The organism is Ralstonia pickettii (assembly GCF_030582395.1).
Classification (GTDB): Bacteria; Pseudomonadota; Gammaproteobacteria; order Burkholderiales; family Burkholderiaceae; genus Ralstonia; species Ralstonia pickettii_D.
Genome location: NZ_CP104381.1, coordinates 3,224,953 through 3,239,944, shown reverse-complemented (window position 1 = coordinate 3,239,944; position 14,992 = coordinate 3,224,953). Strand labels below are relative to the sequence as shown.

Annotated in this window: 16 protein-coding genes; 14 read left to right on the top strand and 2 right to left on the bottom strand. The window is 63.1% G+C overall.

All coding sequences use genetic code 11. The annotated features are described in order from the left end of the window. The first annotated feature begins 10 nt into the window (after positions 1–10). A complete protein-coding gene (locus N5B55_RS15615) occupies positions 11–907 on the top strand; it encodes a LysR family transcriptional regulator (RefSeq protein ID WP_304538613.1) in 897 nt (298 codons plus the stop codon). A gap of 12 nt (positions 908–919) precedes the next feature. On the opposite strand, the gene N5B55_RS15610 is transcribed toward N5B55_RS15615, so the two are convergent. Then, positions 920–1,135, bottom strand: a complete 216-nt coding sequence (locus N5B55_RS15610) for a DUF3820 family protein (RefSeq protein ID WP_009239545.1) — start codon at positions 1,133–1,135, stop codon at positions 920–922. Positions 1,136–1,140: 5 nt separating this feature from the next. Then, entirely contained in the window at positions 1,141–2,049 is a 909-nt protein-coding gene (crgA, locus tag N5B55_RS15605; protein ID WP_304538612.1) for a LysR family transcriptional regulator CrgA, read from the bottom strand. A gap of 107 nt (positions 2,050–2,156) precedes the next feature. Here crgA and N5B55_RS15600 point away from each other — a divergent pair, with 107 nt between their 5' ends. The 13 genes from N5B55_RS15600 (at position 2,157) to atpG (ending at position 14,962) form a co-directional block, all read left to right on the top strand. After that, positions 2,157–2,762, top strand: a complete 606-nt coding sequence (locus N5B55_RS15600; protein WP_304538611.1) for a short chain dehydrogenase — start codon at positions 2,157–2,159, stop codon at positions 2,760–2,762. 155 nt (positions 2,763–2,917) lie between these two features. Beyond that, entirely contained in the window at positions 2,918–4,066 is a 1,149-nt protein-coding gene (locus tag N5B55_RS15595) for an ABC transporter substrate-binding protein (protein WP_304538610.1), read from the top strand. Positions 4,067–4,549: 483 nt separating this feature from the next. Beyond that, on the top strand, positions 4,550–6,499 hold the full coding sequence (gene mnmG / locus N5B55_RS15590) for a tRNA uridine-5-carboxymethylaminomethyl(34) synthesis enzyme MnmG (protein WP_304538609.1): 1,950 nt from the start codon (positions 4,550–4,552) through the stop codon (positions 6,497–6,499). Then, positions 6,499–7,167: a 16S rRNA (guanine(527)-N(7))-methyltransferase RsmG gene (rsmG, locus tag N5B55_RS15585; protein WP_304538608.1), complete on the top strand. Its 669-nt coding sequence runs from the start codon at positions 6,499–6,501 to the stop codon at positions 7,165–7,167. The genes mnmG and rsmG overlap by 1 nt, the downstream gene beginning before the upstream one ends. Before the next feature lie 37 nt (positions 7,168–7,204). Next, the gene (locus N5B55_RS15580; protein WP_304538607.1) at positions 7,205–7,990 is read left to right on the top strand and encodes a ParA family protein; all 786 of its coding nucleotides are present in this window, start codon (positions 7,205–7,207) and stop codon (positions 7,988–7,990) included. 17 nt (positions 7,991–8,007) lie between these two features. Further along, a complete protein-coding gene (locus N5B55_RS15575) occupies positions 8,008–8,919 on the top strand; it encodes a ParB/RepB/Spo0J family partition protein (protein WP_009239551.1) in 912 nt (303 codons plus the stop codon). Between the two features lie 349 nt (positions 8,920–9,268). Then, positions 9,269–9,817: an ATP synthase subunit I gene (locus N5B55_RS15570; RefSeq protein ID WP_304538606.1), complete on the top strand. Its 549-nt coding sequence runs from the start codon at positions 9,269–9,271 to the stop codon at positions 9,815–9,817. A 230-nt stretch (positions 9,818–10,047) separates the two neighbouring features. Then, a complete protein-coding gene (gene atpB, locus N5B55_RS15565; protein WP_065858305.1) occupies positions 10,048–10,929 on the top strand; it encodes a F0F1 ATP synthase subunit A in 882 nt (293 codons plus the stop codon). Between the two features lie 83 nt (positions 10,930–11,012). Continuing rightward, positions 11,013–11,279 carry a F0F1 ATP synthase subunit C gene (gene atpE, locus N5B55_RS15560; RefSeq protein WP_003262709.1) on the top strand — a complete coding sequence of 89 codons (267 nt, stop codon included), beginning with the start codon at positions 11,013–11,015 and terminating at the stop codon, positions 11,277–11,279. Between the two features lie 106 nt (positions 11,280–11,385). Next, positions 11,386–11,856 carry a F0F1 ATP synthase subunit B gene (locus N5B55_RS15555; protein ID WP_009239554.1) on the top strand — a complete coding sequence of 157 codons (471 nt, stop codon included), beginning with the start codon at positions 11,386–11,388 and terminating at the stop codon, positions 11,854–11,856. A gap of 2 nt (positions 11,857–11,858) precedes the next feature. Then, a complete protein-coding gene (locus N5B55_RS15550; RefSeq protein ID WP_009239555.1) occupies positions 11,859–12,395 on the top strand; it encodes a F0F1 ATP synthase subunit delta in 537 nt (178 codons plus the stop codon). An 85-nt stretch (positions 12,396–12,480) separates the two neighbouring features. Beyond that, complete coding sequence (gene atpA / locus N5B55_RS15545; protein WP_009239556.1) at positions 12,481–14,022, top strand: F0F1 ATP synthase subunit alpha; 1,542 nt, start codon at positions 12,481–12,483, stop codon at positions 14,020–14,022. Between the two features lie 64 nt (positions 14,023–14,086). After that, entirely contained in the window at positions 14,087–14,962 is an 876-nt protein-coding gene (gene atpG, locus N5B55_RS15540) for a F0F1 ATP synthase subunit gamma (RefSeq protein WP_178959601.1), read from the top strand. Positions 14,963–14,992: the final 30 nt, after the last annotated feature.

The window sequence follows — 14,992 nt, the reverse complement described above, 5'->3', positions numbered from 1 at the left end:
ACAAATTTGTATGGACACATCGGAACCGGGTTGGGAGTTGTATCGAACGTTTCTTGCCGTCGTGCGAGAGGGATCGCTGTCGGGCGCCGCACGGGCGCTCGGGCTGACGCAGCCAACGGTGGGGCGGCATGTCGATGCGCTCGAACGGGCGCTGGGCATGTCGCTCTTCATCCGCACGCAGCAGGGGCTAAGCCCCACAGAATCGGCGCTGTCACTGCGGCCATTTGCGGAATCGCTCGAGGCCACGAGCGCTGCCTTGCTGCGCGCCGCTTCGAGCCAGGGGGAGGGCGTTCGCGGCACCGTGCGCATCACCGCCAGCGAGGTGGTGGCGGTGGAAGTGCTGCCACCGATCCTCGCCGATCTGCACACCGCCTATCCGGAGCTGACGCTTGAGCTGGTGCCTTCGAACCGGATGGAAGACCTGCTGCGCCGCGAGGCGGACATCGCCGTGCGCATGCAGCCACCGAGCCAGGGCGTGCTCGTCGCGCGGCATCTTGGCAGCATCGAGCTGGGGCTGTTTGCGCATCAGCGCTACCTGGCGCAGCGCGGCATGCCCACCACGGTGGAAGAACTCACTGGCCACACCTTGATCGGCTACGACAAGGAGAACGCGTTCTTGCGCAGCACGCGGGCGCAGTTTCCGTGGGTGCAGCGCAACCGCTTCGCGCTGCGCACCGACAGTGACCTGGCCGCGATTGCCGCGCTGCGTGCGGGCTTCGGCATCGGCTTCTGCCAAGTCGGCTTGGCACGGCACAACGCAGATCTGGTCCGGCTGTTCAGCGAGCAGATCACCATCACGCTCGACACCTGGCTCGCCATGCATGAAGACTTGCGTGACAGCCCGCGCTGCCGCGTCGTGTTTGATGCGCTGGCGACCGGGTTGCTGCGATACATCAACGGCGACTGATCGATCGCGTTGTCACCGATTCTGGCGCAGCGGGTCGAGCAGACCCTTCAGGCCGTTGTGATCCAGCTCCTGCATCAGCGCGAGCAAGCGGCCGATCTGCCCCGGCGGAAAGCCCTCCCGCGCAAACCAGTTGAGGTAATGGCCCGGCAAGTCGGCAATCAGGCGGCCCTTGTACTTGCCGAAGGGCATTTGCGTGGTGACGAGGCGTTGGAGGTCTTCGGGGTTCATGGGCGCTATTGTGCCGCCGATGCGGGGACGAACGTGGGCACCTGCTCCAGCAAATGCCCCACAAAACCGGAGAGCTTCGGCAGCGGCCGCCAATCCTGCCGATACACGACATGAATCGGCCGCGGTTCGGGCGCATACGCCTGCAGCACGCGCACGAGTCGGCCGCTGGCGAGGTCTTCGGCGACGAGCACTTCGGGCTGCAGCAACAGACCGGCTCCGGCAACCGCGGCCGCGCGCAAGCCATGGCCGTCGTTGCAGGTGAAGGCCGGGTCGTCGCGCCAGGGCGTGGCGCCGCTCCAGCCGGCAAGCTGCCACGCATTGCGGTTGTTCCACACCATGTGCGACAGGCAGCGATGCTGCGGCAGGTCGGCCGGCGTTTCCGGTCGGCCGTACCGCGCCAGGTACTGCGGCGACGCGCAGATGACCATGCGATACACGCACAGCGGCTTGGCCACCAGATCGGCATCGCCGAGCGGCCCGATGCGCACGGCAAGGTCGAACCCCTCGTCGACGAGATCGACCATGCCGTTGCTGAGGTTCAATTCCACGCGCACCTGCGGATGCGCCTGCTGGGAAGTCGCCGCCAATGGCGCAATCACGCACGCGCCGAATGTGGTGGGCGCGCTCACGCGCAGCGTGCCGGAGGGTGATGCGCGCAACCGTTCGACGGAGGTTTCCGCCCAGCGCACCTGTTCTAGCACGCGCTTGGCATCTTCGTAGAACACGCGGCCGGCGTCGGTCAGGCTTTGGCGGCGCGTGCTGCGCTGGAGCAGGCGCGCGCCCAGCTGCGTCTCCAGCGCGCTCACATATTTGCCGACCATCACTGCGGACATCTCGAGCCGCGCCGCCGCCTCGGTGAAGTTGCCGTCTTCGACCACGGCAACGAAGGTCTCCATGCTGCGCAGCTTGTCCATATTCCGAACCATTGATTTGGAATGCTCGAAGGTATCACGGCTTTATCGCATGAGGGGTTCGGCCAAGAATAGGCGCCATTCCAACCGGATTTGCGAAGGAGCACAGCATGAAAATCGTCGTGATTGGCGCCAGCGGCACACTGGGCCGCGCCGTGGTGGCAGAACTGGAGCAGGGCGGTACGCACGAAATCATCCGCATCGGCCGCACGCAGGGCGAGCATCAAGTCGACATCACCAACGCCGACAGCGTGGCCGCACTGTTCGACAGGGTTGGCCGCGTTGATGCGATCGTCTCCACCGCCGGCAACCTGTTCTTCGGGCCGCTGACCCAGATGACGGCGGCGGATTTCAACGTTGGCCTGCAGGACAAGCTGCTCGGCCAAGTGCGCCTGGCGCTGGTCGGCCAGCATTATCTGAACGACGGCGGCTCGATCACGCTGACGACCGGCATCGTCGGGCAGGAGCCGATCGCACAAGGCGCCAACGCCACCGCCGTGAACGCCGGCGTGGAGGGCTTTGTGCGCGCGGCGGCATGCGAGCTGCCGCGCGGCATCCGCATCAATGCGGTCAGCCCGACAGTGCTGACTGAATCGATGGAAGCGTATGGCCCATTCTTTCCGGGCTTCGAACCGGTCTCGGCAGCGCGTGCGGCGCTCGCATACCGGCGCAGCGTGGAGGGCGTGCAGAGCGGACGGGTCTATCGCGTGGGATGAATTTGCCTGGATCGTGAACACGTTAAGTTTCGGGGTATCTCCCCCTTGCTCGCGTGGCGTGACTCCTTCTAGACTCGATCATCCCCGACCCTTCGGTCGGTCAATCGTAGATTCAGGGCGGGCGCAGACCCGCTCGTCCTATCTAAGGAGACGGCATGAAGGTATCGCGCGCATCCCGCATTGCACTCGCCGCGACGGCGCTGTTGGCAGGAACGGCATTCGCCCAGGTGAAGGTCGGCATCACGGTGTCGGCCACCGGGCCGGCGGCGTCGCTGGGGATTCCCGAGAAGAACACCGTGGCGCTGCTGCCCAAGGAAATCGCCGGCAAGAAGATCGAGTACATCGTGCTCGACGATGCGTCCGACACCACCACCGCCGTCAAGAACACGCGCAAGCTCATCACCGAAGACAAGGTGGACCTGGTGATCGGTTCGACTGTCACGCCCAACTCGCTGGCGATGGTCGACGTGGTGGCCGAGAACGAAACGCCGATGATCACGCTGGCCGCCTCCGCGCGGATCGTCGAGCCGATGGACGCCAAGCGTGCGTGGGTCTTCAAGACGCCGCAGAATGATTCCCACATGGCAACGGCCATTGCCGAGCACATGGCAAACCATGGCGTGAAGACCGTCGCGTTGATCGGCTTCGCCGATGCCTACGGCGATTCGTGGGCGCAGGAGTTCGACAAGGTGGCAGGGCTGCGCAAGCTGAAGGTTGTCGCCAACGAGCGGTTTGCGCGCACCGATACGTCGGTGACGGGCCAGGTGTTGAAGATCATGGCGGCCAATCCGGATGCGGTGCTGATCGCCGGCTCGGGTACGCCGGCCGCGCTCCCGGAGCGCGCGCTCAAGGAACGGGGATACAAAGGCAAGCTCTACCAGACGCACGGCGTGGCGAACGCGGACTTCCTGCGCGTGTGCGGCAAGGACTGCGAAGGTACCTTCCTGCCGGCGGGTCCGATCCTGGTGGCCGAGCAGCTGCCGGACAGCAACCCGGTGAAGAAACCGGCGCTAACGTACAAGACGGCATATGAGAAAGCGTACGGCGGACAGGTTTCCACATTCGGCGGACACATGTGGGATGCCGGATTGCTGCTCGCGCAGGCGATGCCTGAAGCGCTGAAAAAGGGGCAACCCGGCACGCCGGCGTTCCGCAAGGGATTGCGCGATGCGATGGAAACAACGACCAATCTGGCGATCTCGCACGGCGTGATGAACATGAATGCGAAGGACCACCTTGGCTTGGATCAGCGCTCGCGCGTCATGGTCGAGATCAAGGACGGCAAGTGGAAGCTGCAGAACTGATGACGTAGCCCTAACGTCATCGGCCCACGCAAAACGCACGGTTCGCGCCGTGCGTTTTGCTTTCAAGAGGAAAGGAGCCCAAGCACTGACGAAAGCGGCGAAGCCGGCATTGGCTTGGTGCACGTGCCGGGTTACACCGTTGCCGACCAGATGGCGGTCGGTCCCTCGTTCGAGTGCGTGAGCCTTGGTGCCCGCCGATGCAACGCTTTCATCTCCAGTTCCCGCATGCCGCAACCGCCCGGCAAGCTACGGTCTTTATCGATTATCTGCGTGCGCCTCAGAGAGGCGAGGCCAGGGCACCCGCCTACTGATGTGTTTCACGTGAAACACAACCGGGGTCGACAAAGCGGTGCATGTTTCACGTGAAACGCGAAAACCAGGGCAAATTCGTCTCGATTGCCGCATCGTCGAACTGCAGTGAAGCTGCGCGACTTATAATTCCGCTTCTTCAAATTTTCGATGCCTCCAAGCGAGGAGGAAGCCATGCTGTATCCAATTGAATTCGATGTGATCGTGGTGGGCGGCGGACACGCTGGCACAGAGGCCGCCTTGGCGGCGGCGCGCATGGGCTGTCAGACCCTGCTGCTGACGCACAACATCGAGACGCTGGGGCAGATGAGCTGCAACCCGTCCATCGGGGGCATTGGCAAAGGCCATCTGGTCAAGGAAGTGGATGCCCTGGGCGGCGCTATGGCCATTGCGACGGATGAGGGCGGTATCCAATTCCGTATCCTCAATTCCAGCAAGGGCCCTGCCGTGCGAGCGACGCGCGCCCAGGCGGACCGGGTGCTGTACAAAGCGGCGATTCGCCATCGCCTGGAAAATCAGCCGAATTTGATGCTCTTTCAGCAGGCGGTCGAAGATCTGCTGGTGGAGGGCGACCGCGTGGTCGGGGCAGTGACGCAGGTCGGCGTGCAGTTCCGTTCACGTGCCGTGGTACTGACGGCGGGAACATTCCTCGATGGAAAGATCCATGTCGGGCTGAATAACTACACCGGCGGCCGTGCCGGCGATCCGGCGGCCGTGTCGCTGTCGGCACGTCTGAAAGAGTTGAAGTTGCCGCAGGGCCGTCTTAAGACCGGCACGCCGCCGCGCATTGACGGCCGGTCCATCAACTTTTCCGTGCTCGAAGAGCAACCGGGCGATCTCGATCCGGTGCCGGTGTTCTCGTTCATGGGCCGGGCGGAGATGCACCCACGCCAAGTGCCGTGCTGGGTGACGCACACCAACGAGCGCACGCACGACATCATCCGCGCGGGGTTGGATCGCTCCCCGATGTACACGGGCGTGATCGAAGGGGTGGGGCCGCGCTACTGCCCCAGCATCGAAGACAAGATCCACCGCTTCGCCAGCAAGGACAGCCACCAGATTTTCCTGGAGCCGGAAGGCCTGACGACCAACGAGTTCTACCCGAACGGCGTGTCGACCAGCCTGCCGTTTGATGTGCAGCTGGACCTCATCCACTCCATGCGCGGGCTGGAAAACGCCCACATTCTGCGGCCCGGATACGCCATCGAATACGACTATTTCGATCCGCGCGCACTGAAGGCTTCACTGGAGTCCAAGGCGATTTCCGGTCTGTTCTTCGCCGGGCAGATCAACGGGACGACCGGCTACGAAGAGGCTGCGGCGCAAGGCCTGCTGGCCGGTATCAACGCCGGCCTGCAAGTACAGGGCAAGGACGCCTGGACGCCGCGCCGCGACCAGGCTTATCTGGGCGTGCTCGTCGACGACCTCATCACCCGGGGCGTGACCGAGCCGTATCGCATGTTCACCAGCCGGGCCGAGTTCCGTCTCAGCCTGCGTGAAGACAACGCCGACATGCGCCTGACCGAAGTTGGCCGCGCGCTTGGCGTCGTCGACGATGCACGCTGGGACGCGTTCAACCGGAAGCGCGACGCTGTTTCACGTGAAACAGAGCGCCTCAAGTCGACGTGGGTGAATCCGGCCACGCTGCCCTTGGAGGACGCTGAGCCGGTGCTGGGCAAGGGCATTGAGCGTGAGTACGCCCTCGCCGATTTGCTGCGCCGCCCGAACGTGACGTATGAAACGCTCATGGGTATGCAGGGCGGCAAGTACGCGCTCGAAGCGCCGTTGGCTGAAGACCCGCTGCTGGCGGAACAGATCCGTGAGCAGGTCGAAATCGGCATCAAATACCACGGTTATATCGCCCGGCAAGCCGATGAAGTGGAGCGCCTTGGTGCAAACGAAAACACGCGCCTGCCGGCCGATTTCGATTACTCGCAAGTGCGCGGCCTGTCGATCGAAGTCCAGCAGAAGCTCGCCAAGCACAAGCCCGAGACCATCGGACAAGCTTCGCGTATCTCCGGCATCACGCCGGCCGCCGTGTCGTTGCTGCTCGTGCACTTGAAGAAGGGCGTGCTGCGTGGCCAAGTCGGCCCGCGCGCCAGCGCAGATGGCGAGGCCGCTTGATGGCGAACGCACTCACAGACGCCCGGGCAGAGCTGGAAGCCGGCGCCCGCGCGCTTGGCTTATCCCTGGACGAAGCGCGAGTCGATCGCCTACTGGCGTACCAAGGGCTGCTGGCCAAATGGAACCGCGTCTACAACCTGACCGCCATACGTGATGCCGGCGACATGCTGACGCACCACCTGCTGGATTCGCTGTCGGCGGTGTCGCGCATCGCCGAGCTGGCCCGCCGTGCTCAACCCGACTTACCGCGCGTGCTGGACGTTGGTTCGGGCGGCGGCCTGCCGGGCATCCCGCTGGCCATCACCTTTCCGGATGTCAGCGTCACGATGGTCGACATCGTGCAAAAGAAAACGGCCTTTCTGACGCAGTGCCGTGCCGAGCTTGGCCTGACCAACGCCCAATCGCATTGGGGCCACGTGGAAAAACTGACCGATGCCACCGGCTACGGCGTCATCACCTCACGTGCCTTTGCCGAGCTGGTCGATTTCGTGAATCTAGCCGGGCATCTGCTGGCGCCGCACGGCCGCATGGTCGCCATGAAGGGCGTGCGCCCGGATGCCGAAATCGAGCGTCTGCCCGCCGGCTGGACCGTCGAAGCCATCGAGCGCCTGACGGTGCCGGGGCTGCCGGCCGAGCGTCACTTGGTCATCCTCGCGCCGTCGGCGTGAGCGAACGTTGTAGCGAGCCATTCACCGCAGAGGAGTCATGTCGAATATTTTCGTGATCGCCAACCAGAAGGGCGGGGTCGGCAAGACCACCACCACGGTGAACCTTGCGGCCGGGCTGGCCGCGCAAGGGCAGCGCGTGCTGCTGGTCGACCTCGACCCCCAGGGCAATGCGTCGATGGGCTCGGGCATCGATAAGCACACACTCGAATCCAGCGTCTACCAGGTCCTTGTCGGGCTGGCGACGATTCCGCAGGCGCGCCAGCGCTCGGAGGCCGGGCGCTACGACGTGTTGCCAGCTAACCGCGACCTGGCCGGCGCCGAAGTCGAGCTGGTCGATCTCGAGCATCGCGAAAACCGCCTCAAGCTTGCGCTGGCCGAGGTGGAAGCCGATTACGACTTCGTCCTCATCGACTGCCCGCCCTCGCTCTCGCTGCTCACGCTCAATGGCCTGTGTGCCGCGCACGGCGTCGTCGTGCCGATGCAGTGTGAGTACTTCGCGCTCGAAGGCCTGTCGGATCTCGTCAACACCATCAAGCAGGTGCACGCCAACCTGAACCGCGACCTCAAGGTGATCGGTCTGTTGCGCGTGATGTTCGATCCGCGCGTGACGCTGCAGCAGCAGGTCTCGGCCCAGCTCGAATCGCACTTCGGCGACAAGGTGTTCAAGACGGTGATCCCGCGCAACGTGCGCCTGGCCGAAGCGCCGTCGTACGGCATGCCGGGCGTGGCGTTTGACGTGGCATCGAAGGGGGCGAAGGCCTATCTGGATTTCGGCGCCGAGATGATCGCGCGCGTGCGCCAGATGGCCGATATGCCGGCCTGAGCAGCAAGAGGAACAACATGAGCACGATGAAGAAGAAGGGACTGGGGCGCGGCCTCGAAGCACTGCTCGGCAGCCCCGCCGAGATTGTCGAAGCCGCCAGGCAAGAGGGCGCGCCGACGGTGCTGAAGCTGGAGCAGATGCAGCCCGGCAAATATCAGCCGCGCACGCGCATGGACGAGGGCGCGCTGCAGGAGCTCGCCGCGAGTATCCGGGCGCAGGGCCTGATGCAGCCGATTCTGGTGCGCAAGGTCGAGTCCGACGGTGCCAAGCCCAAGTACGAAATCATCGCGGGTGAACGCCGCTTCCGCGCTTCACGCCTCGCCGGCCTGACCGAGGTGCCCGTCCTCGTGAAGGACGTGCCGGATGAATCGGCCGCCGCCATGGCGCTGATCGAAAACATCCAGCGCGAGGATCTCAACCCGTTGGAAGAAGCCCAGGGCATTGCGCGCCTGGTGCGTGAATTCCAGTTCACGCATGAGCAGGCGGCGGAATCGGTCGGGCGTTCGCGCAGCGCGGTGTCGAACCTGCTGCGCCTGCTCAATCTCGCTCAGCCAGTGCAGACCATGCTGATGGCCGGCGACCTCGACATGGGCCACGCCCGCGCGCTGCTCGCCGTCGATGGTGCCACACAGATCACATTGGCCAACCAGATCGTCAACAAGCGCCTGTCGGTGCGCGAGACGGAAAAACTGGTGGCGTCGACGCTCAAGCCGTTCGAGCTGAAATCGCTAAAGCAGAAGGGTGGGCACCAAGGCGGCCGCGACGTGGCCCGCCTCGAAGAGGAGCTGGCCGACCAGCTCGGCCTGGGTGTGCAGATCAAGCTGGCGGCCAAGGGGCGCGGTCAGCTGACCGTGCAATTCAGCAGTCTCGACGAGTTCGATGGGCTGCTGGCGCGTCTGCGTCTCGACGCCGGCGAAGAGGCTGCCTGAGTGGACCTGCGACCGTTTGACGCAGGGGCGGGAATCCGCGCCTCTGCGCCATGTGCGGGTGCACGCTCGCACGGAATTGGTGCGATTACCTCGCACGTCATCGACGCTCGACGCTACCAACACCATCATGGAATCAACCGGGCGCCGCGCCGTCAGCCGGATTGGTTACCCCGGCAGCAGCACCGCATTGCGTGCTCCGAACGGAACGCGGCCGCGCGAAGTGCTGTCGAAGGCGCCCACAGAAGGGTTCGCTTGTGCGTTGACTGGCGAACGCCATGTCCCGTAAAATCGTGCGGTTTTAAATCCGCCTGACCCAAAGCGGTGCGGCATGATGAAAGCACATTCTTCCATGCAGCCAGCTGACCGGCAACGGCCCGATTCTTACGCTTCGTTGAAAGCCGCCCGGCCCCAGCCGATGCAGGATCCGAAGCACGACAGTTGGGACGATGATCAGCAGGCGGAGCCGCCGGTGCATGTGCTATCGCATGACGAAGCGGTCGCCCTGTTTGGCGAGCAGGCTGTGCAGGCCTCGCGTATCACGCCCTTTTCCATCGTGCTCGGCCAAGTGGCCATCACACTGTTGTGTGGGCTCGGTTGGTATGTCGGCAGTTGGTTCGCGGGCACGGGCGCTGCGTCAGCTGCCGAGGCTGGATTGTCGGCGCTGCTGGGCGGGGGCGTATGTGTGGTGCCTTCGGCATGGTTCGCGATGCGGCTGTCGACGGCCAAGGGGTTCGAATCCATTGCCCGCCTCGTAGTGGGCGAAGCGATCAAGGTGCTTGGCACGGTCGCGCTGCTGGTGATCGTGGTGGTGGTGTTCAAGGGTCTGCATTGGCCGCCCTTGCTGATCACCCTGATCCTGGCGCTCAAGATGTATTGGGTCGGTCTCGCACTGCGCTAGTGCGTTGAGGCGGCTCCAGCCCACTGCGGCATGGCGGGCACACTGGCGTGTTGGCACACGGCAAGGACCTGAGGCAGGAGAAGCCCGGTTCATTGCGCTGACACTCCGCAAGAATAAGGTGACGCGTTTCAGCCGCGTGCAGTCCGCGATCTCCAGGAAACACCTGGCAGAATTGGGCGCGGGTCGGAACGGATCACGAAGAATGTTTCGCAATATTGGACTGAATCATCATGGCAACTGAAGTCGCAGAAGCCGCCGGCCACGCCGCCGAGCACGCTCTCACGCCTTCCGCGTATATCGCGGAGCATTTGCAGAATTTCAATAGCATTGGCGGCAAACAGGCCTCCGTGGTCGACTTCTCCGTCATCAACTGGGACACGATGTTCTGGTCCGTGTTGATGGGCCTGATTGGCATCGTCTTCCTCGGTATCGCTGCGCGTCGTGTCACCTCTGGCGTTCCGGGCCGCTTCCAGGCTTTCGTTGAACTCGTCGTCGAGATGGTCGATGACCAGGCCAAGGGCATCATCCACGGCGATCGTTCCTGGATCGCTCCGCTGGCGCTGATGGTCTTCGTGTGGGTCACGCTGATGAACGCGGTCGACTTGATCCCGGTGGACTGGGTCACGGGCGTCAACCACCTCCTCGGCACGTTCGGCGTGCATGTGCCGCACCACCGCGCGGTAGCCACGGCCGATCTGAACGGCACGTTCGGCATGTCGTTCGCCGTGCTGATCCTGATGATTTACTACAGCTTCAAGATCAAGGGCACCGGCGGCTTCGCGCACGAGCTGCTGTCGGCCCCGTTTGGCGCCAAGTGGTATCTCGCGCCGTTCAACCTGATCCTCAACATCATTGAATTCCTCGCCAAGGCTGTGTCGCTGGGCATGCGGTTGTTCGGCAACATGTACGCGGGCGAACTGGTGTTCCTGCTGATCGCGCTGCTTGGCTCGGTCTGGACGTTCGGTGCCGACACGTCGGCACTGGGTTTCGTGGGTCACGTGGTGGCTGGCGCAGTGTGGGCGATCTTCCACATCCTGATCGTGCTGCTGCAAGCCTTCATCTTCATGATGCTGACGCTGGTGTACATCGGCCAGGCACATGAACACCACTAAGTAGTTGCGGTTCAGGTTCTCCGGTTCCGTTTGATTTTTCCAAGTTCTCAAGTTCTTAGTCTTTCACGTAAAAGGGAGTCATCATGCAAGCATTTCTCGCCAACATCCAAGGTCTGACCGCCATCGGTATCGGCATCATCATCGGCCTGGGTGCTATCGGCGCCTGCCTCGGCATCGCACTGATGGGCGGCAAGTACATCGAAGCGTGCGCACGTCAGCCTGAACTGATGAACCCGCTGCAAACGAAGATGTTCCTGCTGGCTGGCCTGATCGACGCGGCATTCCTGATCGGTGTTGGTGTGGCCATGCTGTTCGCGTTCGCCAACCCGCTGCTGTCGGTCATCAAGTAATTCTTTTCGGTCTGCATGATGCCGGAGGCGGCCTGGGTGAACGCTGCGCGTAACCCTCGCCGCTTCGTGCATTGATCCGTAGTCTCAATACCGAAAGGAACACACCATGAACCTGAACGCCACACTCGTCGCGCAGATGGTCGTGTTCTTCATCCTGTGGTGGGTTGTTGCCAAGTTCATTTGGCCGCCCCTGGTGAAGGCGCTCGACGAACGCGCGAAGAAAATTGCCGATGGCCTGGCCGCTGCCGATAAGGGCAAGGCTGAGCTGGAGCTGGCCAACAAGCGGGTCGAGCAGGCACTGACCGAAGCGCGCAATGAAGGCGCGCAACGCATCGCGGACGCTGAAAAGCGTGCCCAGATGAGCGCCGAAGAGATCAAGCAAAACGCCCAAGCCGAAGCCGCGCGCATCATTGCGCAAGCCAAGGCCGAAGCCGAGCAGCAAACCGTGCGCGCGCGTGAATCGCTGCGCGACCAGGTTGCCACGCTGGCCGTCAAGGGTGCCGAGCAGATCCTCAAGCGTGAAGTCAATGCGCAGGTCCACGCCGATCTGCTCAATCAACTCAAGGCTGAGCTGTAATCATGGCAGAACTCGCAACCGTTGCCCGTCCGTACGCAGAGGCGCTGTTCCGCGTGGCGAAGGCCGGCAATCTGGGTGCATGGTCTGAGCTCGTGTCGGAAATGGGGCAAATTGCCGCCGTGCCCGACATGAAGGCAGTCGCCGATGATCCGAAGCTCTCCAAAGCCGATGTGGCGGGGATCTTCCTGTCGGCGCTGAAATCTCCGGTTTCGCATGAGGCGAAGGAACTGGTTGGCCTGCTGGTGGCCAACAAGCGCCTGTCGCTGCTGCCGGAAATTGCCGCGCAATTCCATGTGCTGCGGAATGCCAGTGAAGGCGCCGCCGACGTCGAGATCACCAGTGCGTTCCCGCTTGAGGGCGCGCCCCTGACCGAACTGGTCGCCACGCTCGAACGCAAGTTCGGCAAGAAGCTGCAGGCTCACGTGAGCGTCGATCCTTCGTTGATCGGCGGCGTGCGTGTGCAGATTGGCGACGAAGTGCTCGACACCTCGGTGCGCGCGCGCCTGACGCAGATGCAGTCTGCGCTGACCGCCGCGTAATGCTGCTCCGCGAGGCGCCGATGAATCGACGCGATTTCATCGACGTAGCGCGCCCGCAGACAGATTGAAGAATTAGGAGCATTCGATGCAACTGAACCCCTCCGAGATCAGCGACCTGATCAAGACCCGTATCGAGGGCTTGAAGGCTGGCGCTGACGCAAAGAACACCGGCACGGTTATCTCCGTGACGGACGGTATCTGCCGCATTCATGGCCTGTCGGGCGTGATGCAAGGCGAAATGCTGGAATTCCCGGGCAACACGTTCGGCCTCGCGCTGAACCTCGAGCGCGACTCCGTCGGCGCTGTGGTGCTGGGTGAGTACGAGCACATTTCCGAAGGCGACGAAGTCAAGTGCACGGGTCGCATTCTGGAAGTGCCGGTTGGCCCGGAACTGCTGGGCCGCGTGGTGAACGCACTGGGCCAGCCGATCGACGGCAAGGGCCCGATCAACGCCAAGAAGACGGACGTGATCGAAAAGGTCGCTCCGGGCGTGATCGCACGTCAATCGGTGAGCCAGCCGGTGCAGACCGGCCTGAAGTCGATCGACGCCATGGTGCCGATCGGCCGTGGCCAGCGTGAGCTGATCATTGGCGACCGCCAGACCGGCAAGACCGCTGTTGCAGTCGACGCCATCATCAACCAGAAGGGCAAGGGCATCTTCTGCGTATATGTGGCAATCGGCCAGAAGGCTTCGACGATCGCTAACGTGGTTCGCAAGCTGGAAGAGCACGGCGCGCTGGAATACACGATCGTGGTGGCTGCTGCCGCTTCGGATTCTGCCGCCATGCAGTACCTGTCGGCCTACGCCGGCTGCACGATGGGCGAATACTTCCGCGACCGCGGCGAAGATGCCCTGATCGTGTATGACGATCTGACCAAGCAAGCTTGGGCGTACCGTCAGGTTTCGCTGCTGCTGCGCCGCCCGCCTGGCCGTGAGGCCTACCCGGGCGACGTGTTCTATCTGCACTCGCGTCTGCTGGAGCGCGCTGCACGTGTGAACGCTGATCACATCGAAAAGATCACCAACGGTGAAGTCAAGGGCAAGACCGGTTCGCTGACCGCACTGCCCGTGATCGAAACGCAGGCCGGCGACGTGTCCGCGTTCGTGCCGACCAACGTGATCTCGATTACCGACGGCCAGATCTTCCTGGAAACCGATCTGTTCAACGCCGGTGTGCGCCCCGCAATCAACGCCGGTATTTCGGTGTCGCGCGTGGGTGGTGCTGCTCAGACCAAGGTCATCAAGAAGCTGTCGGGCGGTATCCGTACCGACCTGGCTCAGTATCGTGAACTGGCTGCGTTCGCGCAGTTTGCTTCCGACCTGGACGAAGCGACCCGCAAGCAGCTCGAGCGCGGCCGCCGCGTGACCGAACTGCTCAAGCAGCCGCAATACCAGCCGCTGCAGGTGTGGCAGCTGGCCGCGTCGCTGTACGCAGCCAACAACGGCTTCCTCGACAACGTGGACGTGAAGGACATCCTGGCTTTCGAAAAGGGCCTGCACGACACGCTGAAGACGAAGTACGCCGATCTCATCAACCGCATCGAAGATACGAAGGATCTGTCGAAGGAAGATGAGGCCGCCCTGCGTGCCGCGATCGAGGATTTCAAGAAGTCCGCCGCGTTCTAACCGCGTCATTCCCGAAACTGGTCGCGCGTAGCCTGCGTGACCAGGTTTGAACGGAGAGGAAGAAATGGCCGGAACAAAAGAAATCCGCACCAAGATCAAGAGCGTGCAAAACACGCGCAAGATCACCAAGGCGATGGAAATGGTCGCCGCATCCAAGATGCGCAAGGCGCAGGAGCGGATGCGTGCTGCTCGACCGTACGCCGAGAAGATCCGCAACGTGGCCGCGCACATGGCACTGGCCAATCCGGAGTACAAGCACCCGTTCATGGTGGCGCGCGACATCAAGCGTGCCGGCCTGATCGTGGTGACGACGGACAAAGGCCTGTGCGGTGGCTTGAACACCAACGTGCTGCGTGCCGTCACCACCCAACTGCGCGATCTGCAGAACAAGGGCGTTGAGACGCAAACCACCGCCATCGGTACCAAGGGCATGCAGTTCCTGGGCCGCGTCGGTGCCAAGGTCGTCTCGAATGTCGTGCATCTGGGCGACACGCCGCATCTGGAAAAGCTGATCGGCGCGATCAAGGTGCAGCTGGACGCGTTCAACGCGGGTCAGATCGATGCCGTGTACCTGGCGTACACCCGCTTCATCAACACGATGAAGCAGGAGCCGGTGGTCGAGCAACTGCTGCCGCTGACCGCCGACAAGCTCACGCAGAGCGACGCCGAGAAGCAGGCCTACTCGTGGGATTACATCTACGAGCCGGACGCGCAGACGGTGGTCGACGAGTTGCTGATCCGTTACGTCGAGGCACTGGTGTACCAGGCGGTGGCCGAGAACATGGCCTCCGAGCAATCGGCCCGGATGGTGGCGATGAAGGCGGCTTCGGACAACGCAAAGAACGTGATCGGCGAACTGCAACTGGTCTACAACAAGACCCGTCAGGCAGCGATCACGAAGGAACTGTCCGAGATCGTCAGCGGCGCAGCTGCAGTCTGATAGCCACGGCAAAGAATCAAGTTATTTGGA